Source organism: Maribacter sp. Asnod1-A12 (assembly GCF_045063735.1).
Taxonomy (GTDB): domain Bacteria; phylum Bacteroidota; class Bacteroidia; order Flavobacteriales; family Flavobacteriaceae; genus Maribacter.
On sequence record NZ_JBEFNZ010000006.1, the window covers coordinates 867,812 to 889,851 of the forward strand.

The window sequence follows — 22,040 nt, forward strand, 5'->3', positions numbered from 1 at the left end:
TAAAGCTTAAGATTAAAACACATTAATTCTAAAATCTACCACCCAATCTTTCATTCATAATTTTAGCATACATAATTTGATTTTCTTCAATCTGTCTTTCTAAATCAGTTGCAATATATTTTGGTTCTTCTTTAGATAGATAATCTGTATTTGAATTTTCATGATCCGTATTTCTATCAATTGTTAATTCATGTAATAATGAATTCAATTCATTAGATACAGAAGTTTTAGAAAGTTGTAAGGTATTTCTTTGCTTTGAAAAAGACTTAAATAAGTTAATTAGCATAATAAGATAAGGTTTGGGTTATTAAATAAACGCCCAATATTTATATCTAGTATAAAATAAGTAATATTTTTCTTACAATAATTTTATATCCCAAAACTCATATTTATTTATAACGTAGCTCTTTTGCCAGTAATTAACCCATGTAAAAATTACGAACCCTTATAGTATTCTCATTTTAAGACACTTTAAAATATTAGAAAATGAAAAAGTTTGTTACCTTATGATAAAATCTATCATTAAACTTTATGTCCAAAAACTGGTATGTACTTTATGTAAAACCCAAAAATGAAAAAAAGGTAGCCGAAAGATTATCAAAGCAGAACATTGAGGTGTACTGCCCTATGATAAAAGAAATCAAGCAATGGAGTGATAGAAAAAAGACAATTGAGGTACCATTATTTAAATCATACGTTTTTGTAAATATTTCGGAATGCGAAAGACAAAAAGTCTTTGAAGTACCAGGTGTTGTTCGCTATTTATTTTGGTTAGGAAAACCAGCTATAATTCGAGAAGTTGAAATGGAAACTTTAAAAAAATGGTTATCAAACGATACTGTCGAAAACTACAGTCTAACCAAATTAGAATCGGGCGATAGAGTAGCTATAAAACATGGAGCGTTAAAGGACAAAAAAGCAGAAATCATAGAAATAGGCAAAACCCGTGTTAAATTAATATTGGAAGAAATGGGTGTAGTTTTGAATATGAAGATAAAAGACCTCGTTTAATACTCCATTGGATAATCTCTTTAAAACTCACTGGTTGTATTTAATAAATTAAACTATTACAACTTCATCATACTTTTTTAGAGAATAAATAAACCGTTAATCGATGAAATCTACATTTAATCTAATCGCATTACATTGTGCAGGTAAGAATATCTAAGTTCATCTCTTCAAATGACAATTATAGTGATTGTTTTCTATAGATATTCATTGTAAAATCAATCTAAAATCAGTAATTCATAATTTACCGATTCCTTAACATTAAATTTTGGAATGTAACATTTGGGTACTTATGTTTGCCAATAGTTTTTTATCTCCCCCATAAGTTTTCAGAAGTCGTAGGTGGGCTTTATTTTTTTTATACACCTTGAGTTAGTTCTAGAAGTTGGGGCTGACAATGCGGAGCGCTATTTCAAATTTAAATTCACTTAACAGATTCAATAAAACAAGATTAAATTCTAAAGGTTATAATTAGTCACTATATCTTAAAAAAAATGAAGCTTTGACTATAAAACATCAATTATTCAATTCAACAAAACCCCAGCTTTAACCTTAAAAGAGATGAAAAAATCCTTTTTTGTCATTCCTTTATCATTTATAGCTCATATCTTAATAATTAATATCACATTATACGCACTAACACCAAATACATATATTAATTTCTTTAGTATCTTATACTATAATATATCATGGTTCGTAGTGACCTATAGTATCAATTTTTACCCAACTGCTAAAAGAGAAAGTTTTAAGGTCAATTTGAAAAGCTTTTTTACCTTAATTCTTCTATATGGCTTAGTTTACTTTACCTCATTCTCATTTTTAAGCCCACACCCTTATTCGTGGCAACATTTATTATTGGTTTATTTTGTAATATGTGGATTACTTATCTTATTCAGAATATTTTTTTATTGGGCAAGAAATCTTGTTAGAAGAGAAAATTTTGTCACCACTAGAGCAGTCGTAATCGGCAGAGATAAAAATCTAAAAAAGATACGACGCATTTTTGATGTTCCTGAGTATGGCTATAGATATATAGGATATTTTGATAATTATAAGTCAAACAGCCCTACGTACTTAGGCGACATACAGAGCAGTTTTAATTATATTTTTGAAAATAACGTGGAAGAAGTGTATTGCTTGGCCTCACGATTATCAAAAGATGAAATAAAACACTTAATGAACATCGCAGATAATAGTTTTAAAAAAATTAAAATTATACCGGATAACAAAGAATTGTTCTCTAGAGCTATGTCAATAGAATTATATGATTCAGTTCCTGTTTTAAATTTAAGGGCGTCTCCACTAGATTTAGAATATGCCAATCTAATAAAACGTATGTTCGATATTCTCTTTTCTTTATTCGTAATCATTGGGGTACTTTCATGGTTAGTACCTATAGTATTTATTTTAATGAAAATAGATTCAAAAGGTCCTCTGTTTTTTAAACAAAAAAGACATGGAGTAAATAAGAACACCTTTTGGTGCTACAAGTTTAGATCTATGACTAAAAGTGATGACAGCGACATCAAAATGGCCACCAAAAATGATATGCGAATAACAAAACTTGGTAAAATATTAAGAAAAACGAGTATTGACGAATTACCGCAATTTTTTAACGTGTTAAAAGGTGATATGAGCATTGTAGGTCCACGACCACATATGGAAGTACATACCAAACAATATGAAACCTCTGTCGAAAAATATTTAGTAAGACATTTTTTAAAACCTGGTATTACAGGTCTTGCCCAAGTAAAAGGGTATAGAGGTGAAATTATTCGTAAGTCGGATATTGTTAATAGAGTACGTTATGACATTTTTTATATGGAAAAATGGTCTATACTACTTGACATCCAAATTATTATACTTACTGTTACCAATATTTTCTTTAATGATAAGAAAGCGTATTAATTGTAAACAGAACTATAAAATCTAATAACTTCTCATGAAAAATAAGTTATTTTAAATATTACATTTTACTAATGTTTAATATTGCATAAGACAAAATACTATATATCTAAATATGAAACCATTATTTAATTCTAAGAGAATATTAGTTTTTATTCTTCTCCCCTTAATTTTCTCATGCTCCCGAAGAAATTTAGGATATTTCAGTAATTACGGTGAAGAGAAGGTACTTACAGAAGCTATTACTCTTAATAAAAAACAACCGGTAATTCAATCTGGAGATTTGTTACAAATAACTATTACAGACTCCAATCCTGCCGCTGCAGCTCCTTTTAATCGAATATCCTCTAATTCATCAACAACGAACTCATCAACGTCAAACTCACAAGAAGGTTATTTAGTCGATGAAAATGGAATCATAGATTTTCCTATTTTAGGAAGAATAAAAATTGGCGGACAAACGAAGGCAGAAGCTAAATTGAGCTTAACTAACTTATTAACCAATTATCTTGGCAATCCTATTGTCAGTATTCGCTATCTCAACTATAGAATCACTGTATTGGGAGAAGTTAGAAGCCCTAATACCTTTCTTGTTCCTTCTGAGCGTATTAATTTAATAGAAGCCTTGGGCATGGCCGGCGATTTGACCATTTATGGAAAACGAGAAAACATTAAAATTATTAATGAAGCTAACGGTGTACGCACCGTAGCGCAATTAGATTTAAACGACAAGGCCATTTTAGATTCTCCGTATTATTATTTACAACCCAATGATATTGTTTATGTTGAACCGGTAACCGCTCGTAAAGATCAATCTAGCCTAACCAGATCTAACATTTCATTGTTTTTAGGTATAGTAACCGCGGCATCTCTTGTTATATTAAATTTTAGATAGACCTCAACCCTATGTTTGAACTCAAATCAAGTACTGTTAACTCAGATAACCCCAATCTAAGAGATTTTTTAGCATCATATATTAAACACTGGTATCTCTTCGTAATCGGTGCTTTCATATGTTTAGCTGCAGCATTTCTGTATCTAAGGTACAAAGCCATACCTCAATATCAAATTACTAGTACTGTATTGATAAAAGACAAGGATAAAGGATCCTCAACTAATTCTGAACAGTCCTTAGGAGATTTTGGTCTAGTGAAACCTTCCTCTAATATTGAGGATCAAATAGGTATAATCACATCTTCCTATTTTATGGAAAAGGTACTGGAAGAAATGGCACTTAATGTGGCTTATAGTATTGAGGGCCAAGTTAAAGACATTGCCATATATTGGAAAAACTTGCCTTTTTATATCCGCGCCAGTAAAGAATCGCAGCCAACAACTAGTTTGCCTTTAATTATCACCCCAATTGATTCATCAACTTTTAATCTAAAAAGTACCTCAGCTGCCACAGAAGTACAAGCCGGAAATTACCAATTTGGCGATACAATTTACACTGGTAAAAAGTTCTTTCAGGTGCTTAAAAACCCACAATATACCAATGAACAAATAGATGTAACCCCAATACAGACCAGTTTTACCAATATTGAAGATATTGCCATGAACTATAGTGGACAATTGGTGGTAGAATCGGTAAACAAAACAGGTAGCTTATTAGCCCTAAGTTTATTAGATGCTATACCACAACGGGGTAAAGATGTTTTGCAAACACTTATTGAACTCTATGCCGAAGAATCGGTAAAATATCAAAATCAATTAGCCATTGGTACGATTGAAATTATAGATGAACGGCTAAAATTATTGACTGGCGAAATTACAAGTGTAGAAAATGACGTGGCAACCTATAAACAACAAAATGATCTTACCAATATAAGTTCAGATGCTGCTGTATACTTACAAAGTGCTCAGTTTGCAAATAGACAATTAGAAGAATACCAAACCCAAATAGACATCTTAAATTCTATTGAAAGTTATTTGAGGCAAAATGGTGATCAAAGATTAGTGCCAAGCTCACTAAATATTCAGGATCCAACTTTATCAGGTTTAATTTCTCAATTTAACAGTAAACAATTAGAACGGAAGACGCTTATGCGCACTACTCCGGCAGATAATCCGTTAGTCGTAACATTGGATAGAACCTTGACCGATCTTCAAATTGATATATTAGAAAACCTAAGAAATATAAAAGATGGTTTACTTATAGCTCAGAAAAATGTACAAGCCAATTCTTATAGAGCTCAAGCAAAAATTGCAAAGGTTCCTACTGCAGAACGTGCATTACAAACCATAAATAGAGATCAAGGCATTAAACAAAACCTATATCTTTATTTACTTCAAAAAAGAGAGGAAGAAGCACTATCATTAGAAGCACCTATATCAAATACACGCATTGTAGACCCCCCAAGAGCAGGTCGTTTTCCAGTCAGTCCTAATAAAACATCTATTTATTTAGGAGCATTGATTTTTGGTCTATTTATTCCATTCTCAATTGTTTTTGCCAAAAATCAATTAAACAACAAAATTTCTAGCGTAAGTGATATAGAAAAATTAACTAACACACCAATATTGGGTCAAATATCACACAATACTGAGCGTAAAAATTTAATAGCCCATAAAAACAATACTAGTGCCATTGCAGAATTGTTCAGACTCATGCGATTTAACCTGAGCTATTTAACCATGAATAAAGCAAATAAGGTTTTACTGGTAACTTCTAGTAATGCCGGGGAAGGAAAAACTTTTTTTACAATCAACTTTGCAGCTAGTTTAGCCCTTAGTGGAAAAAAGGTTGTTGCCTTAAGTTTTGACCTTAGGGCTCCTAAATTATTACAACGTTTAAACTTAAAAGAAAGTATTGGTATTACAGACTATATTGTAGATCAAAAATGGACGAGTAACGACCTATTGATTAACCTTCCAAGTTATAAAAATTTAGATGTTATAGGGTCTGGCCCTATACCCGCGGATCCAGGTGAGCTCATGCTTCATAAACGAATAAGCTCCCTAATTGAAGAGTTAAAACAAAAATATGATCATATTATAATAGATACGGCTCCTATTGGAAAAGTAGCCGATGCTTTTGCCTTTGTGCCGAGTATAGACGCCACTGTCTTTGTATTAAGGCAAGGTTTTTCACTTAAGAAAGATGTTAAAATTCTAAATGATATCTATAGCAAACAAAAACTTAAAAATGTTATGGTTGTTCTTAATGATACTGAGTCAAATAGCAATTACGGATATGGTAATACAAAATAGAAACAGACAGTTCATTTTTTAAAATTATGTCCCATATATTTAAATATAATCCCAGCTTAGATGGTTTAAGAGGTATTGCCGTAATATGCGTTTTATTGGTACATGCTTCTTACGGTAAAATTAGCGGTGGCTTTTTAGGAGTAGACTTGTTCTTTGTTCTTAGTGGTTATTTAATCACTGCTATTCTTCTAAAAGAGTTTACCCTTTATGACAATATCTCTTACTTTAATTTTTATATTAAAAGGTTTCTAAGACTACTTCCTCCATTACTAGTTTGCATTATTCTTTATTCAATATATCAATTTTTCATCGTATCAACTGATAATGAAAACCCATTATTAATTGTACTTTCAAGCCTTTTTTATTTTGTGAATATAGTTCATAAGTCCTATTTAGGACCATTAGTACATTTGTGGTCATTATCAGTTGAAGAACATTTTTACCTTTTTTGGCCCATTTTAATGGCAGGCCTAATTTTTAAATTTCCTAAAAAGAAACAAATTACTTTTATAACCATTTTCATATTGATAATTACGGCCTTTAGAATATGGGTATATCACACGAATAGCATTGAACCCATGCGGTTTGGTATTTTTTCAATAGACTCGTATAGATTCACACTTTGTAGAATAGATGCTATAATGATTGGCGGATTAGCGGCAATAGCCTTAAGTAAAAATAACACTTCGTTCAACATAAATATTCAACCAAATTGTGGGTTATTAATACTCTTGACCTTACTGGGTTTTCTGGTTTTGTTTTTAGATGTGGACAACCTAGTATGGCGTTACGGCGGTTTTATTGCCACAAACTTATTAGCTCTTGCCATAATAATATTTGCTATTAAAAATCCAAACAACAAAATTTTAGGGAATTCTATTTTACTATGGTTTGGACAACGCTCTTATGGTATATATGTATATCACTACATTATTTTTTTAGCAATGGAACCATTAAGAGTTTCCGGAAGTATATTGAATTTAATTTTAGTTACAATTTTAAGGCTTTTAGTTAGCTTATTGTTTGCGGAAATTTCATACCGTCTAATGGAAAAACCTATTTTGAAATTGAAAAATAGGTTTCAAAATATGGGGAATAAAAAATCTACTATATAATTTGTTCACAAAATCTTTACTCTGAAATAATCAGAATTAAATCTTAAATGCTAAAAATTTTAAAATCACACCCTACATTTAAAAGAACCATAGATTGGGTAAAACTAATTGGATTTACTGGAACAGCCCAAGTAGGTGTACAGGCATTAGGTCTATTGAGTGGAATATTTATCATAAGAATGCTTCCTACGGAAGAGTATGCCTTATACACGCTCGCCAACACTATGCTAGGGACCATGGTAATGTTAGCAAACGCAGGAATCCCTGTAGCCGTAATGGCCGAGGGCGGTAAGGTATGGCAAGACAAAGAAAAGTTAGGTGAAGTACTAATAACCGGTTTTGATTTTAGAAAAAAATTTGCTATTTGGAGCTTAATTATTGGTATACCTATTTTATCTTATTTATTGTTAAAGAATGGTGCAACCATATCAATAATAATTTTTATTACCCTAGCACTAATACCTTCATTTTATGCTCAATTATCAAATATTTTACTTCAAATAGCACCAAAACTAAAACAAGATATTGTACCTCTTCAAAAAAACTTAGTACTGGTAAATTTGGGTAGGCTTATTTTTTTGGCATTATCGCTTTTTATTTTACCTGTAGCGGTAATAGCTATTTTCTCAGCAACTATACCTCAAGTTTTAGGGAATTTACACTTAAAAAAAATCACTAAAAATTATGCTGATTGGAAACAAAAACCTTCTGAAGAATTAAGAGGGAAAATGGCGGGAACCGTAAGAAGAATGCTACCAGATGCAATTTACTATAGCATCTCAGGACAAATTACTATTTGGTTAATGTCAATTTTCGGTTCAACTACTTCAATTGCAGAAATAGGAGCGCTAGGAAGAATCGCGATGGTATTAAATTTAGTATCCGTTATCTTTAGTATGCTAATCACACCACGATTTGCAAGACTTATTGATTCCAAAAATTTAGTTGTCAAACGCTATATTCAAGCACAAATTATAGTAGTGATTATATTTTGTTTTTTCATTACAATAGTACACTTTTTCCCGCATCAAATATTATGGTTTTTAGGCTCCAAATACGCCAATTTAGAATTTGAACTATTATTGGCAATAATTGGAAGTAGTTTAAATGTATTCTCAGGTATTGTATTTTCATTGTACTCAAGTAGAGGCTGGGTTATGAATCCAGCTTTATATATTGCTATAAGTATTATTACGACAACAATAGCCATCATAACAATAGATATATCTTCCTTAGTAGGTGTTTTATGGTTAAACATATTCATAGCGTTTGTACAGTTCGCAATGCACAATACTTATGGATTTAAGAAAATTTTAAAAATATAGTTCAAATTTGTATTTTTTTAAAATCTCCTTAATAAAACATACATTTTTCCAATTTGAAAATTATGTACACCTCTAGATCATAGCAATTTTAAACTTTTTTCAATGAACATTTCAATATGTATAACTACCTATAACAGACCAGAATTACTAAAAGAAACGCTAGACTCTTGCTTTAATCAAACCTACAAACCTTTTGAAATTATTATAGGTGATGATTCCAAAGATGATTTAACTGAAAAAATGATTAATACTTTGCCTAAAATTGAAGGTGTAACTATTAATTACAATCGACATAATCCGCCTTTAAAACAAGCAGAAAATGTGAATTTTGTTTTTAAACATGCAACCGGAAACAAATTAGTATTAATGCATGATGATGATTTATTTGTGCCAGATGCTATTGAATCGCTAGTTGACATTCTAAATAAAGATTCAACCATCAAAATTGCGTTTGGTAAATCTTATGTCATGTCTGAAAATGGCGTAATTGATTATAAAGATTCTGAAATATCCAGTAATTATTATTATAAAAACAAAAAATATAATGGCTCTGTTTTATCGCCTATTGAAGCTGGCATCATTCAACAATTCCCAAATAATGGATACATAATAGATGCTGAACTTGCTAGAAATATTCCTTGGAGGACAAAAACATCATATGCTAAACTAGGTAATGGTTGTGAATACGATTTTGGACTAAGAATAGGCCTGACAGGTGCAAAAATGTATTTTATTGATAAATATTTAGTTAAATATCGTGATACAGAAATATCATTTAGCTCAAATTCAGACTCAGCATATAAATCATATGTAGTTTTGAAAAACACTAAAACAGCACCAAAATACAATCGAATTAAGAATATCGCATTAACGAGAAAAGTTTCATTAGGTTTGGTACAAGCACTAAAGGTCGGGCAATTTAAGGATGCTATTGCCATGTTTTTCAGCAAGAATCATTTAAAACTTTGGTATTCACCAGGATTCTATAATAGATTTATAATTATATGTAAGTATGTCCTTAACAATGGCGTAAAGAATAAGTAAAACTTATCCTCACTTTATTATAAATTTATTCATCCTTCTTATGTACTTTAATTTAAATTCATGAATTATAAGCAATTTATACAAAAGTCAGGATTCGTTATAAGGTTTAGAATAATGACTAGAATAACTTCCTTTGCTCGAAAAACATATTTTCGTCTATTGGGTATGTATATTGGCAAAAATATATTGTTTCCAAAAACAAAAGTAACTTGGCCTAACAGAGTATATATAGGCAATAATTGCAAACTAGAACATAATATTTTTTTTAAACACGACGGGGTTTGGGGCAAAGGATTTTCTATCATTATTGATGACAATGTATTTATAGGATCATACTGTGAGTTTAACATTACTGAACGTATTGAAATAGGTAAAGATTCTAAAATAGCTTCAGGTTGCAGGTTTATTGACCATAACCATTCTACCGAACGAATTCCCAAAAAAGAGCGGCAAATTGACACCTCACGTAAAATTAAATTAGGCGAAGATGTTTGGTTAGGTGTAAATGTAGTCGTTTTAATGGGTGTAGAAATTGGGAAAAGTGCAATTGTAGCTGCCGGTGCCGTTGTAACAAAATCCATTCCCGAAAATGAAATATGGGCTGGTGTTCCTGCCAAAAAAATAGGAGAAAGACATTAAGTATAAAACAAATTAATTATGAAAAGAATATTAGTTACTGGGGGGGCTGGTTTTGTAGGCTCACATTTGTGTGAAAGATTACTTAATGATGGGCATGAAGTAATTTGTATGGACAATTATTTTACCGGTAGAAAAAGTAAAATTCTTCATTTAATGGATAATCCATATTTTGAATTAATTCGCCATGATGTTACCATGCCCTATTTCATTGAAGTAGATGAAATCTATAACTTAGCTTGCCCGGCTTCACCAGTACATTACCAACACAACCCAATTAAAACTATTAAAACCTCTGTGCTTGGTGCAATTAATATGTTAGGGCTAGCAAAACGTGTTGGCGCAAAAATTTTACAAGCTTCCACCAGTGAAGTTTATGGCGACCCCGAGTTACACCCACAACCTGAACATTATTGGGGCCATGTTAACCCCATAGGTATACGCTCATGTTATGACGAAGGTAAACGTTGTGCAGAATCTTTATTTGTCAACTATCACGAATCTAATGGTGTAGATGTCAAAATTATTAGAATTTTCAACACCTATGGCCCAAAAATGGAACCAGATGATGGTCGTGTAGTCTCTAATTTTATTATGCAAGCTTTACATGGCGAAGACATTACTATTTTTGGTGATGGTAAGCAAACAAGAAGTTTTCAATATGTTAGTGATTTAGTAGAAGGTATGATACAGATGATGAATACCGAAGACGGTTTCATAGGTCCTGTTAACATAGGTAACCCTGTTGAATTTACAATGTTAGAACTAGCAGAGAATGTTATTAAACTAACTAAAAGTAAATCTAAAATAATTCATTTACCCTTACCTGCAGATGACCCTACACAAAGGCAACCAGATATTAGTTTAGCTTTCGAAAAATTAAATGGTTGGTCTCCAAAAATTGAACTTAAGAACGGTTTAGTTGATACCATTACCTATTTTGATCAACTTATTAAAAATGAAATACAAGTTTAGTAATACCAATTCTATTTTTTTAAAACTCCTAATCAAAAACTACTACCCTTTAGGTACTCTTTATTGATATCTGTATAAAAACTAAATATCTTTTGACAAATCTTAAAATTGTTTTTATTTGTGGTTCTATAGAACCAGGTCGTGATGGTGTAGGTGATTATACTAGAAGGTTAGCAGGTGAAGTAATTAGACAAGGAAATGAAGCTTCAATTATTTCAATTAACGATTCGTTTTCAACGACTGTCAACAGTAATACACAAATAGATGATGATATAACTATTACTGTTTATAGATTACCTAAAACCTTATCACGCAATAAACGATTTCAGCAATTACATACGTGGATACAACAACTAGATCCAAATTGGCTAAGCCTACAATTTGTAGCCTATTCTTTTCATGACAAAGGCTTACCATTTTTACTTGGAAAAAATTTAAGCCAAATAAGTAAGGAAAGAAATTGGCATATTATGTTTCATGAACTTTGGGTAGGCCTTGCAAATGATGAAAAAATCAAGTACCGAATTATGGGGGGCGTACAGAAAAAAATTATAGCCCATTTAATTACCAAATTATCACCAAAAGTAATTCATACACAAACAGAGCTTTACAAAAGAGAAATTGGTTACATTGGGTACACATCAAAACTATTAAGTTTACCAAGTAACATTCCTATAACTAGTAAAATAACAAATACAACAAACACCATTGCCATGGTTATTTTTGGCTCTATATACCCCAATGCTCCATACCAAATTTTTGCAAAAGAAGTAGCTACATATCTTAAAGAAACAAAACAAAAAGCCACGCTAACATTAATAGGTAGAAATGGTCATGAAAAAAACAATTGGGTAAGCGCATTTAAGTCTAACAACATACCGGTAACTGTTTTAGGGGAACAATCTGTTTCTTCTATTTCAAATGTTTTAAGTAATAGTACATTGGGCGTTATTACAACTCCGGCATATCTATTAGAAAAAAGTGGGTCGGCTGCAGCATTACGATTACACCAACTACCTATTATAAATGTTGCTAAAAGTTGGGTGCCAAAACGATATTTTAAATATGATGCCCAAAACGATGTTTTGGTATATAGTTCCGGTAATTTTTCAGCTATTAAAAATTTGAATACCTCTAAAGGTGAAACCAATTCTATACATAAGGTTGCAGAAAATTTCATTTCATCTTTAAATGTCATTAAGAGTAACTAGATAAATTAACTTCATAAATATCCAAATACTAAAATATTGAAAATTGTAATACTATCCCATGGATTTTCGCCAGATGTAGGAGGGCTTGAAATAATGTCTGAATTTTTAGCTAATCAATTTTCAAAATATGGTTATGAAATTAGAGTTCTTACTTGGAGTACTACAAAAGGTATAGATAGCAATCATCAATACAGTATCGTTCGAAAACCTAAATTAAGTTTAATTATCAAAAACCTTAAATGGGCAGATGTAATTTTTGAGAACAACCCCTGTTTACGCTTATCTTGGGCCGCCCTATTTTTTAGAAAACCACATTTAATTGCTTTACATACATGGATAGCACGTACAGATGGTAAATTAGCATGGCAAGATTATTTAAAAAGGTTTTGGTTAAAAAAAGCTGATGCTGTAATTGCGGTTAGTAATGCAATGCGCAAAAACTGTTGGCAAGATGCTATTGTAATTCCTAATCCATATAGAACAGAGCTTTTTAAAAAGTTAAGTGCCAATAATAGATCAAGAGATTTTGTATTTCTAGGAAGGTTAGTATCCGACAAAGGTGTTCATTTAGCGGTACAAGCAATACACAACCTTATTAAATCTGGTATTGAAACTAATTTAACAATTATAGGTTCTGGACCTGAAAATGATAATTTACAAGCACTTGTTAATAAATTAAATATAACACCAAATGTTACTTTTAAAGGTACATTACTTGGTAACGACTTGGTTGAAACCCTAAATAAACACAAGTATATTATTATACCTTCTATTTGGGAAGAACCTTTTGGTTTAGTCGCCATAGAAGCTATGGCTTGTGGCTGTATACCAATTGTTTCTAGTGGAGGTGGTCTTCCTGAGGCAGTAGGAAATGCCGGGATAGTGTTTGAAAGTGGCAGTTTAGAGCGATTAACAAACGCTATTACCAAACTTTATACTACACCTGCATTGGAAAGAAAATTATTAAATGCTATGCCTATTCATTTAAATAGACACCATTCCGATGTTATTACCAACGAGTATATTGATATCATACAAAAACAAATAAAATAAAAACAGAAAAATTATTCTCGAATTACAATTCACAAAAATAAATTTTCACAATGTCTCCAATTAAACTATTTTTCTTTGGTCAATTAAAGCTCATATTCAAATATGAAAGTTACAATAACACACCCAACAAGTAATCAATTAAACCGCCCTGTTGTACAAGGTCTCTATGAATTAGATATGCTATATCAATTTCATACCTCAGTAGCTGCCTTTCCTGGAGGTTTTTTGGATAAAATGAGTTCAATAGACCAATTATCTGATATTAAGAGAAGAAATTTTCCTAAACATTTAGAACCATATACCCATACACAACCTTTAAAAGAAATTGGTAGAATGATGGCGACAAAATTAGGTATCGACAACTTGGTACGCCACGAAACAGGTATATTTTCTATTGATGCGCTTTACCATCAATTTGATAAAAAAATAGCAGGTCAACTACCTAAAGATTTAAAGAATGGGCTAGATGCTTTATACCATTATGAAGACGGAGCTTTAGAATCTTTTACTGCTGCAAAAAAACTTGGCATACATTGTATGTACGACCTACCTATTGGTTATTGGAGAACGGCTAGAAAAATGCTACAAGTGGAACAAGAACGTTGGCCAGAATGGGCTTCTACTCTTACTAGCTTAAAAGATTCCGAACAGAAACTACAAAGAAAAGATGATGAATTAGCATTAGCAGAACGTATTTTTGTTGCCAGTAGCTTTACAGCAAAAACCTTAAAAGACTATCCTGGTAAATTAGCTCCAATAGAAGTGATTCCCTATGGTTTTCCTAAGGCTGGTAAAACACGGGACTATAATTCTATATCGAGTGGAAAAAAATTAAAAATACTTTATGTTGGTCTACTTTCACAACGTAAGGGAATAGCTGATACTTTTGCTATTGCAGAAAATCTTAGTGAGTTTGTAGAATTAACCGTAGTAGGTAGAAAAGTAACCGATGACTGTCCTGTTTTAGACGAAAATTTGGCAAAACATGAATATATACCAAGTTTAGCTCACAAAGATGTACTTAGTTTAATGCATGCTAATGATATTTTAATTTTTCCATCTTTATTTGAAGGCTTTGGAATGGTTGTTTCTGAAGCAATGTCACAAGGTACTCCTGTAATTACAACAGATCGTACTGCGGGACCAGATATTATTAATCATGATGAAAACGGTTGGTTAATTGAGGCAGGTTCTACTGAAGCTTTACAAAAAACAATTGAAGACATATTGCAAAAACCGGAAAAAATAAAAAGTATAGGTAGAGCAGCTAGAGAAAGTGCTAAAAAAAGACCTTGGGAAGTTTACGGGCGTGAAGTTGCCGAGGCGATTGCTAAACACATATCAAGTAAATAGAATATGGATATTAAAAGGGATAATAGTTCCTACAACATGCTAAAATGGGGAATTTGGGCCTATTTTCTCTTACTTATTTTTGAAGGGGCATTGCGTAAATGGTTTCTACCCTTCTTATCTGGACCACTTGCCATAGTAAGAGACCCTTTAGCATTGTGGATATTAATGGTCGCATTAAAAAGAGGATATTTAAAGCTTAATATGTATGTCGTATCTACTTTCTTTGTTGGTATCATTGCTTTAGGTACTACTTTTCTCTTAGGGCACGGTAATTTAGGAGTTAGTATTTATGGTGCTAGAATTATACTGCTCCAATTTCCGTTAATCTTTGTAATAGGTCAAGTTTTAGATTTAAAGGACGTACTAGCTATGGGAAAAGTTCTAGTTTATTTAGCGATACCAATGACAGTGTTAATGGCGTTGCAGTTTTATAGCCCACAATCTGCATGGGTAAACAGAGGTATTGGTGGCGATCTAGAAGGTGCAGGTTTTTCTGGTGCTTTAGGTTTCTATAGGCCCCCAGGTACATTTTCTTTTATATCCGGTCTAACTCAATATTATAGTTTAGCTGCCTGCTTTATTATTTACTTTTGGTTTAAACAACACTTAATTAACAGAGTAGTTCTAATATTAGCCACCCTTGGGTTTGTTATGGCTATTCCCTTTTCTATAAGTAGAACACTGTTATACCAGACGGTAATAACTATATTTTTTATGATTTTTGCAGCTTCGCAAAAAGCAGAAAACATACCAAAAATAATATTTGGATCAATAGGTTTCGTTGTTATTCTTTTGCTTTTAAGCTCTACCAGTTTACTAGAAACACCCTTAGAGGCTTTTACTGCTAGATTTGAAGGGGCTACGAAATACGAAGGTGGCGTAGGAGGTACAATCGTAGACAGATATATAGGCGGTATGATAACGTCAATTTTCGGCTCTTCAGACATTCCATTTTTTGGGTATGGTATAGGTATTGGCACAAATGCAGGTGGTAAAATTTTAACTGGAGAAATAACAACTTTATTTTATGCCGAAGATGAATGGTCTAGAATTATTGGTGAATCTGGGCTATTATTAGGTTTTGCATTCATATTAATACGAGTTGTTCTAAGTATAGATTTGACAATTAAAGCATATTTTAAATTAAAAAGTGGAGACCAACTACCATGGCTACTTATAAGTGTTTGTATTATTCTTATTGCAAACGGGCAATGGGGTCAAATAACAGCATTAGGGTTCACCATATTCACTACTGGAATTCTCGTTGCAACTCTAAAGAAATCAGACAAATTAAGTTAATTGAATTCATAAAAATTTGAAAATTATATTTTTTTCACATCCTAATTTTATAGGCCATCAAAGTATGCCTCGTTTCACAAACATGCTAAACAGGGGTATGATAAAAAGGGGGCATAAAACTACCATTTGGACACCTCAACCCAAGGCGTCTAATTTACCAGTGCCACATTCTTTAAAAAAATGGATGGGTTATATAGATCAATATTTAATTTTTCCATTAGTCGTAAAAAAGAAATTAAAGACTATTGACAAAGACACTCTATTTGTATTTACAGATAATGCTTTAGGTCCTTGGGTACCTTTAGTCAAAAACAAAAAACATGTTATTCATTGTCACGATTTTTTAGCCCAACGTTCTGCTTTTGAAGGCATTGATGAAAATAGTACTGGTTTTACGGGTAAACTTTACCAAAAAATGATTAGAAATGGATATACAAAAGGCAAAAATTTTATTTCGGTATCCAAAAAAACGCAAACAGATTTACATAGGTTTCTAAATTTTAAACCTAAAATTTCTGAAGTTGTTTATAATGCTATGAACAGAAGTTTTTCACCTCAAGATATTACAAAGACAAGAACAAAATTATCTAAACAAACAAAATTAGAATTATTAGATGGTTATATTTTACATGTAGGTGGTAACCAATGGTATAAAAACAGAACTGGTATTATTGAAATATATACAGAATTACGTAAAAATTATGATATTAAAACACCATTAGTATTAGTAGGTACAGAACCTAATGAACTGTTAAAAGAACTAATAGAGGCATCATCTTATAAAATAGATATACATTATCTATCTAACTGCTCTGATGAAACTGTAAAAGATGCCTATGCTGGAGCCTCTTTATTATTATACCCATCCTTAGACGAAGGTTTTGGTTGGCCCATTGCAGAAGCAATGGCATCTGGAATTCCTGTTGTTACCACTAATGAGCCACCAATGACAGAAGTTGGGGGGTCTGCAGGGTTTTATATTTCTAAACGACCATCGAACTCAAATACCATAAATTGGGCTAAAGAGGCAGCGATAACTGTAAGCGAAGTGCTTTCTTTAAATTCAACAGAACGTGAAGAAAGTATAACAGCAGGCATAAATAATGTAAAACGGTTTGAGCAAGAAAAAATGTTAGATAGGCTTGGAGCACTATATTCAAAAATACTATCTGAAGATTAACCTTAACTAAATATATCACCAACCATTTAAATTCTACAATGACAAAAATACTCAACGTTATCACCAGTATGGATCCAATTCATGGTGGAATGTGCCAAGGTATAAGAAACAGCATTGGTCATTTAAATGCTGATTCTATTACAAATGAAGTGTTGTGTTTAGATGAACCAGATTCTGAATATTTAGGCAAAGATGAGTTTAGAATAATAGCTTTAGGTGACAAAAAAACTTCTTGGGGTTATTCTAAACATTTAAATGGGTGGTTACATGAAAACTTAAGTTTATATGACAGTGTAGTCGTACATGGTTTATGGCAATACCATGATTACGCCGTAAGAAGTGTTTTAGCGAATTTAAAGAACAGAAAAAGTAAAATTCCGAAATTCTTTATTATGACCCATGGAATGATGGACCCATACTTTCAAAAAGCACCAGACCGTAAACTAAAAGCTTTAAGGAATGTTTTATTCTGGAATTTCATTGAAAAGAAAACCTTAAATAGTGCAGATGGAATATTATTTACATGTGAAGAAGAATTGCTTTTAGCGAGAGAAACTTTTACGGGCTACAAACCAAAAAAAGAATTAAATATTGGTTACGGCATTTTACCACCACCTCAAATAAACAACCAAGACATTTTAGACTTTAAGAATCGACATGGTTTATTGCCAGATGAAGAATATCTCTTATTTTTAAGTAGGTTACACCCGAAAAAAGGGTTAACTAATTTACTAGATGCATATTCTAAATGTGTTAAACAAAATATTAAACTACCAAAATTAGTATTAGCTGGACCAGGTATAAAGGATGAGTTTGGGCAAAAATTATTTCAACAAGTTGAAAGAAACAATAATTTAAAGAACAATGTTTTATTTATAGGTATGATTTCTGGTTCAGAAAAATGGGCATCATTTTATGGCGCAACATCCTTTATACTACCTAGTCATCAAGAAAATTTTGGAATCGCAGTAGTAGAAGCACTGGCATGTAAATGTTCGGTATTGATTTCTAATAAAGTGAATATTTGGCGTGAAATAGAAAACGGTAAAGCAGGGATTATTTGTAATGACACCTTTAATGATACTTATATTTTACTGAAAAATTTCTCTTTATTGTCCAATACAGAATTACAAGAAATGAAGCATAATGCCTATTCGGTTTATCAAAATCATTTTACTATGGATGAGGCATCAAAAAAATACCTAAAAGCTATTAAAAATGAGCCAATATAATTCCAAAGTCTTATTAAAGGACTTTGATGCCTCTAATGGTCTTGATCGTGGAGCAAGTAAGTTTAAAGAGCTTTTATGGTATATATTTAAGACTCTTTTTTTTCTTACTGCTATACCCTACCCAAGCTCATTTAAAATCTGGATACTGAAAACATTTGGTGCAAAAATTGGCAATGGTGTAGTAATTAAACCTCGGGTAAATATTCATTTTCCTTGGAAATTGAATATTGCCAATAATGTGTGGATTGGAGAAGAAGCATTTTTATTAAATTTTGAACCTCTAATCATTGGAAACAACGTTTGTATTTCTCAACGAAGCTTTCTTTGTGGTGGTAACCACAATTTTAAAAACCCTTCTATGCCTTACAGAAATGGTCCAATTACATTAAAAGATGGCTGTTGGGTTGGTGCCTGTAGTTTTATAGGACCAAATGTAACTATCGGGGTAGATACAGTAGTTACTGTAGGTTCTGTAGTTACTCAAAATATTGGCGATAATTTGGTTACTTCTGTAATACCAACAAACTTTGTCAAGCAACGTTGGTCTTAAACTACTACAAAACTTTCGAACAGTATTATTGTTTCTATTTCAATTAAACAAAAAACTAAACCATCCATTTTTAACTATACGACGTTAATTATAGAAATAATCATCCTTTAGTTTTAAACAACTAATCGTCAATGATTATATACTAAATAACCACATAAGCTTTAACTAAAAACTTAAAGCACTATACCATGCTTATTCATAAAATCTTAATATTCACAAAACAATAAGCATTAAATAAAACCATGGGATTCTCATACAGGAACTCTTTCTTAAAGTTTATAATCATTACCACTAAAAAAAATGATTTTGAGTAAAAAAATTCTATTAATCGGCTACAACTACTCCCCAGAACTTACAGGAATAGGCAAGTATAGTGGAGAGATGATGGAGTGGTTGTCTAAAAAAGGACATGATTGCTCTGTTATAACCAGTTACCCTTACTACCCGCAATGGAAAGTACAGGCTCCATACCAAAAAAGAAAAATTTGGTTTATGAAAGAAATTGTTAAAACAGACAGCAAAAAACATCCTATAAAAGTATACCGCTGCCCAATGTACGTTCCTAAAAAGCCAAGTGGAATGAAGCGTATAATATCTGACCTTACTTTTTTTCTTTCCGCTTCAGTTATGCTTCTATACTTTTTTCTAAAAAAAAGACAAGCATTAGTTATATCTGTTGCCCCAACATTTTTAGCTGGTGTTCTAGGAGCATTTTACAAATTAGTGAAAAAATCCAAACACATCCATCATATCCAAGACCTACAAATTGAGGCAGCAACAAAACTTGGATTAATAAAATCTAAATTTTTAATCAATATTCTTTTTTGTATAGAAGCATTTATATTTAAAAACTCTGATGTGGTTAGTAGTATTTCATTGAGTATGATTGATCGCGTTGAACAAAAATGTAATAAAAATGTATTCTATTTTCCTAATTGGACAGACAACTCCTTATTCTACCCAATTGACAATAAAACTGCCTTAAAACAAAAATTTGGATATAATCCAGAAGATAAAATTATTGTTTACTCTGGTGCCATAGGTGAAAAACAAGGTTTAGAAATTATTTTATTGGCTGCTGAAGAATTTAAAAATAATAAACAGCTTAAATTTTTAATTTGCGGTTCTGGTCCTTATCAATTAGTCTTAAAAGAAAAGGCAGAAAGCATGAAGCTTACCAATATTTCATTTTTACCGCTGCAACCCAAAGCGATATTTAATGATTTTCTAAATATGGCCGATATTCATTTAGTAATTCAAAAAGCAGATGCAAGTGATCTTGTTATGCCTTCAAAACTAACTACCATTTTATCGGTGGGTGGTATAGCCTTAATTACTGCAAATAAAAATACAGATTTATATAAAATTGTAAACACCCATGAGATGGGCCATTTAGTTAAACCAGAAGATGTAAATGCCTTAATATCTGGCATTTCTCACCTAACATCTAATAGTTCTTTACAAGCCCTGAGAAATAATGCTCATTTATACGCAACTAAATTTCTATCCCTAGATCATATTATGGAAGATTTTGAAAATAGAAATATTACTAACTAATTGAAATACTAATACTTTAAAACAAAAGTCACATATTCTCATATATGTTATTAAATATTAAAAGAATAGTTTTTAATTTTAAAACCAAACTGCTTAAACCGCGAATTTTCAATTCATATAAAAAAAATGAAAATGAATTAGCAGATGGTTCTGTAAAACTACTTAGCTCTAAAAAAAAGTATAAACTAATACAGCATGCTTATTTAAACTCTTCATTTTACAAAACCAAATATGCTTCAATTTTAAAGAACCAAACTATAATCACAGAGGATACTTTTTTAAAATTACCCCCTTTAACAAGAGAAGAATTGGCACTAAATTTTAACACTATAAAAGTTAATGGTTTAAAACCATGGCATACAAAGAAGGTAAGCTCCTCTGGCAGCACTGGAACTCCAATAACAGTTTTACATGATTTAAGGTTTAACACTACATCACTTCAATGGCGAATATTAAATTGGTGGGGCGTTAAGCCATATGAAAACCAAGCTTATATATACCGCTATAAACGTTCATTACTAAAAAGAATTACGAACACCGTATTATGGTGGCCAACACGTAGAATATTCTTGCCAGGAGCAGAAATGAATTTAACTGAAGTAAAAAAGTTTGTATGTCAAATTAATACCGTAAAGCCAACACTTTTACAAGGTTATGTAGATGTAGTCTATGAATTTGCCTTATACCTTTTAGACCACAATTTAAAAATACACCCACCCAAAATGATATGGGTAACTTCTGCGCCTTTACTAAAAAAACAACGCGATATAATGGAACAAGCATTTAGTGCTCCAGTTTGTGACCAATACGGAAATACCGAAGTTTTATTAATTGCCGCTGAATGTCCAGAACAAAAAGGTTTGCACATTTTACAAGATGCAGTCCATATAGAATATGTTGATGAAAACAACCTACCTGTCGCCCCTAATGTTACAGGGAAAATTTTAATCACAGATCTTAACAATTATGCATTTCCTATCATACGTTACGAAATTGGAGACAGAGGTCAGTATACAAATGAACAATGTAGTTGTGAAATACCCCTACCACTTATGCATGCGATTAAAGGTAGGCAGGCTATAGCTTTAAAAACCCCATCGGGATTAGAAATAAAAAGTGAGCATTTACACATTCTTTTAGAGCGGCAACTAAATCACATTAGGGAAATTCAATTAATACAACACCAAAAATTTTCTTTAGAAATACATTATGTCATTGACCCTGCTATAAATAAAAGTGAAAGCAACGAGTTAAAGACAATTGTAAAAACATTAAAAGAAAAAACTAGAAACGAAATAAACATTACCACATTAAAAGTGAATTCTATACAAGTTAGAAAAAACAAAAAACCAATATTAATCAGTTTATTAGATTAATAATTGAATAT

Annotated in this window: 19 protein-coding genes; 18 read left to right on the plus strand and 1 reads right to left on the minus strand. The window is 31.6% G+C overall.

All coding sequences use genetic code 11. From position 1 onward, the window contains the following. Positions 1–28 precede the first annotated feature (28 nt). The gene (locus ACJJVP_RS03635; protein WP_405410810.1) at positions 29–286 is read right to left on the minus strand and encodes a hypothetical protein; all 258 of its coding nucleotides are present in this window, start codon (positions 284–286) and stop codon (positions 29–31) included. A gap of 245 nt (positions 287–531) precedes the next feature. On the opposite strand from ACJJVP_RS03635, the gene ACJJVP_RS03640 reads away from it, so the two are divergent. The 18 genes from ACJJVP_RS03640 to ACJJVP_RS03725 all read left to right on the plus strand — a co-directional run bounded on the left by ACJJVP_RS03640 (position 532) and on the right by ACJJVP_RS03725 (position 22,029). Further along, complete coding sequence (locus ACJJVP_RS03640) at positions 532–1,011, plus strand: UpxY family transcription antiterminator (protein ID WP_405410812.1); 480 nt, start codon at positions 532–534, stop codon at positions 1,009–1,011. A 558-nt stretch (positions 1,012–1,569) separates the two neighbouring features. Beyond that, a complete protein-coding gene (locus ACJJVP_RS03645; protein WP_405410813.1) occupies positions 1,570–2,916 on the plus strand; it encodes an undecaprenyl-phosphate glucose phosphotransferase in 1,347 nt (448 codons plus the stop codon). Positions 2,917–3,028: 112 nt separating this feature from the next. Then, a complete protein-coding gene (locus ACJJVP_RS03650) occupies positions 3,029–3,808 on the plus strand; it encodes a polysaccharide biosynthesis/export family protein (protein WP_405410814.1) in 780 nt (259 codons plus the stop codon). A gap of 11 nt (positions 3,809–3,819) precedes the next feature. Beyond that, a complete protein-coding gene (locus ACJJVP_RS03655) occupies positions 3,820–6,123 on the plus strand; it encodes a GumC family protein (RefSeq protein WP_405410816.1) in 2,304 nt (767 codons plus the stop codon). 26 nt (positions 6,124–6,149) lie between these two features. Beyond that, positions 6,150–7,238 carry an acyltransferase family protein gene (locus ACJJVP_RS03660; RefSeq protein WP_405410817.1) on the plus strand — a complete coding sequence of 363 codons (1,089 nt, stop codon included), beginning with the start codon at positions 6,150–6,152 and terminating at the stop codon, positions 7,236–7,238. 47 nt (positions 7,239–7,285) lie between these two features. After that, positions 7,286–8,563, plus strand: a complete 1,278-nt coding sequence (locus tag ACJJVP_RS03665) for a polysaccharide biosynthesis protein (protein WP_405410819.1) — start codon at positions 7,286–7,288, stop codon at positions 8,561–8,563. A gap of 102 nt (positions 8,564–8,665) precedes the next feature. Continuing rightward, entirely contained in the window at positions 8,666–9,607 is a 942-nt protein-coding gene (locus tag ACJJVP_RS03670) for a glycosyltransferase family 2 protein (protein ID WP_405410821.1), read from the plus strand. Positions 9,608–9,721: 114 nt separating this feature from the next. Then, entirely contained in the window at positions 9,722–10,246 is a 525-nt protein-coding gene (locus ACJJVP_RS03675; RefSeq protein WP_405410822.1) for an acyltransferase, read from the plus strand. A gap of 18 nt (positions 10,247–10,264) precedes the next feature. Further along, positions 10,265–11,218: a UDP-glucuronic acid decarboxylase family protein gene (locus ACJJVP_RS03680; protein ID WP_405410824.1), complete on the plus strand. Its 954-nt coding sequence runs from the start codon at positions 10,265–10,267 to the stop codon at positions 11,216–11,218. 92 nt (positions 11,219–11,310) lie between these two features. After that, on the plus strand, positions 11,311–12,429 hold the full coding sequence (locus tag ACJJVP_RS03685; protein WP_405410825.1) for a hypothetical protein: 1,119 nt from the start codon (positions 11,311–11,313) through the stop codon (positions 12,427–12,429). Positions 12,430–12,465: 36 nt separating this feature from the next. Further along, positions 12,466–13,482: a glycosyltransferase family 4 protein gene (locus tag ACJJVP_RS03690; RefSeq protein WP_405410826.1), complete on the plus strand. Its 1,017-nt coding sequence runs from the start codon at positions 12,466–12,468 to the stop codon at positions 13,480–13,482. Between the two features lie 102 nt (positions 13,483–13,584). Further along, a complete protein-coding gene (locus tag ACJJVP_RS03695; RefSeq protein WP_405410827.1) occupies positions 13,585–14,835 on the plus strand; it encodes a glycosyltransferase family 4 protein in 1,251 nt (416 codons plus the stop codon). Between the two features lie 3 nt (positions 14,836–14,838). Further along, positions 14,839–16,134: a hypothetical protein gene (locus tag ACJJVP_RS03700; protein WP_405410829.1), complete on the plus strand. Its 1,296-nt coding sequence runs from the start codon at positions 14,839–14,841 to the stop codon at positions 16,132–16,134. 82 nt (positions 16,135–16,216) lie between these two features. Further along, a complete protein-coding gene (locus ACJJVP_RS03705) occupies positions 16,217–17,314 on the plus strand; it encodes a glycosyltransferase family 4 protein (protein ID WP_405416131.1) in 1,098 nt (365 codons plus the stop codon). Between the two features lie 38 nt (positions 17,315–17,352). Further along, positions 17,353–18,546 carry a glycosyltransferase gene (locus ACJJVP_RS03710; RefSeq protein ID WP_405410831.1) on the plus strand — a complete coding sequence of 398 codons (1,194 nt, stop codon included), beginning with the start codon at positions 17,353–17,355 and terminating at the stop codon, positions 18,544–18,546. Then, the gene (locus tag ACJJVP_RS03715; RefSeq protein ID WP_405410833.1) at positions 18,533–19,096 is read left to right on the plus strand and encodes a WcaF family extracellular polysaccharide biosynthesis acetyltransferase; all 564 of its coding nucleotides are present in this window, start codon (positions 18,533–18,535) and stop codon (positions 19,094–19,096) included. Before ACJJVP_RS03710 ends, ACJJVP_RS03715 begins: the two co-directional genes overlap by 14 nt. A 300-nt stretch (positions 19,097–19,396) precedes the next feature. Further along, complete coding sequence (locus ACJJVP_RS03720; RefSeq protein WP_405410834.1) at positions 19,397–20,653, plus strand: WcaI family glycosyltransferase; 1,257 nt, start codon at positions 19,397–19,399, stop codon at positions 20,651–20,653. 44 nt (positions 20,654–20,697) lie between these two features. Further along, a complete protein-coding gene (locus ACJJVP_RS03725) occupies positions 20,698–22,029 on the plus strand; it encodes a phenylacetate--CoA ligase family protein (protein ID WP_405410836.1) in 1,332 nt (443 codons plus the stop codon). Positions 22,030–22,040: the final 11 nt, after the last annotated feature.

Coding starts and splice junctions, on each gene's coding strand:
- ACJJVP_RS03665 (WP_405410819.1), top strand. CDS start 7,286: ATGCTAAAAATTTTAAAATCACACCCTACATTTAAAAGAACCATAGAT.
- ACJJVP_RS03670 (WP_405410821.1), top strand. CDS start 8,666: ATGAACATTTCAATATGTATAACTACCTATAACAGACCAGAATTACTA.
- ACJJVP_RS03705 (WP_405416131.1), top strand. CDS start 16,217: ATGCTAAACAGGGGTATGATAAAAAGGGGGCATAAAACTACCATTTGG.
- ACJJVP_RS03700 (WP_405410829.1), top strand. CDS start 14,839: ATGGATATTAAAAGGGATAATAGTTCCTACAACATGCTAAAATGGGGA.
- ACJJVP_RS03715 (WP_405410833.1), top strand. CDS start 18,533: ATGAGCCAATATAATTCCAAAGTCTTATTAAAGGACTTTGATGCCTCT.
- ACJJVP_RS03710 (WP_405410831.1), top strand. CDS start 17,353: ATGACAAAAATACTCAACGTTATCACCAGTATGGATCCAATTCATGGT.
- ACJJVP_RS03640 (WP_405410812.1), top strand. CDS start 532: ATGTCCAAAAACTGGTATGTACTTTATGTAAAACCCAAAAATGAAAAA.
- ACJJVP_RS03680 (WP_405410824.1), top strand. CDS start 10,265: ATGAAAAGAATATTAGTTACTGGGGGGGCTGGTTTTGTAGGCTCACAT.
- ACJJVP_RS03675 (WP_405410822.1), top strand. CDS start 9,722: ATGACTAGAATAACTTCCTTTGCTCGAAAAACATATTTTCGTCTATTG.
- ACJJVP_RS03635 (WP_405410810.1), bottom strand. CDS start 286: ATGCTAATTAACTTATTTAAGTCTTTTTCAAAGCAAAGAAATACCTTA.
- ACJJVP_RS03720 (WP_405410834.1), top strand. CDS start 19,397: ATGATTTTGAGTAAAAAAATTCTATTAATCGGCTACAACTACTCCCCA.
- ACJJVP_RS03725 (WP_405410836.1), top strand. CDS start 20,698: ATGTTATTAAATATTAAAAGAATAGTTTTTAATTTTAAAACCAAACTG.
- ACJJVP_RS03695 (WP_405410827.1), top strand. CDS start 13,585: ATGAAAGTTACAATAACACACCCAACAAGTAATCAATTAAACCGCCCT.
- ACJJVP_RS03660 (WP_405410817.1), top strand. CDS start 6,150: ATGTCCCATATATTTAAATATAATCCCAGCTTAGATGGTTTAAGAGGT.
- ACJJVP_RS03655 (WP_405410816.1), top strand. CDS start 3,820: ATGTTTGAACTCAAATCAAGTACTGTTAACTCAGATAACCCCAATCTA.
- ACJJVP_RS03645 (WP_405410813.1), top strand. CDS start 1,570: ATGAAAAAATCCTTTTTTGTCATTCCTTTATCATTTATAGCTCATATC.
- ACJJVP_RS03650 (WP_405410814.1), top strand. CDS start 3,029: ATGAAACCATTATTTAATTCTAAGAGAATATTAGTTTTTATTCTTCTC.